Genomic DNA, 314 nt, shown 5'->3' with positions numbered 1-314 from the left:
AGAAATAGGATTGATCAAAGAAGTAATTGTAACCCCATTGTTTATAGGTGTTGTTCCTATTCCAGAAACTGGCTGCATTACCGTGGAATACAGCAGATGTATATCCTCCATTTTGAGAGAGAATATATGGTGCAGCTTGTTGGGTATTGCTTCCGCCATATTGGACCATGAAAGAGCCTTGATTGAGTCCAAAAAGAGAGGTTTCAATCATGGTTTCGGCATCAGAGGTCTTACCTGCCTTAACTTGGTTAAAGAAATTGGAAAAGGCAAGAGTAGAGCTAGAATGATACAGAGAATTGAGGAAAGGTGTGACT

General features: G+C 40.1%; 1 protein-coding gene. It reads right to left on the bottom strand.

Features of this window, described 5'->3' with window-relative positions:
- Nucleotides 1–314: sulfatase-like hydrolase/transferase (locus C1G53_RS09570; protein ID WP_153046698.1), on the bottom strand; the 314-nt coding region annotated here is incomplete at both ends.

It is taken from the genome of Streptococcus suis (assembly GCF_002960445.1).
Classification (GTDB): Bacteria; Bacillota; Bacilli; order Lactobacillales; family Streptococcaceae; genus Streptococcus; species Streptococcus hyiners.
Note: the sequence above shows the minus strand (reverse complement) of the source record. Positions and strands in the feature narration are given on the sequence as shown.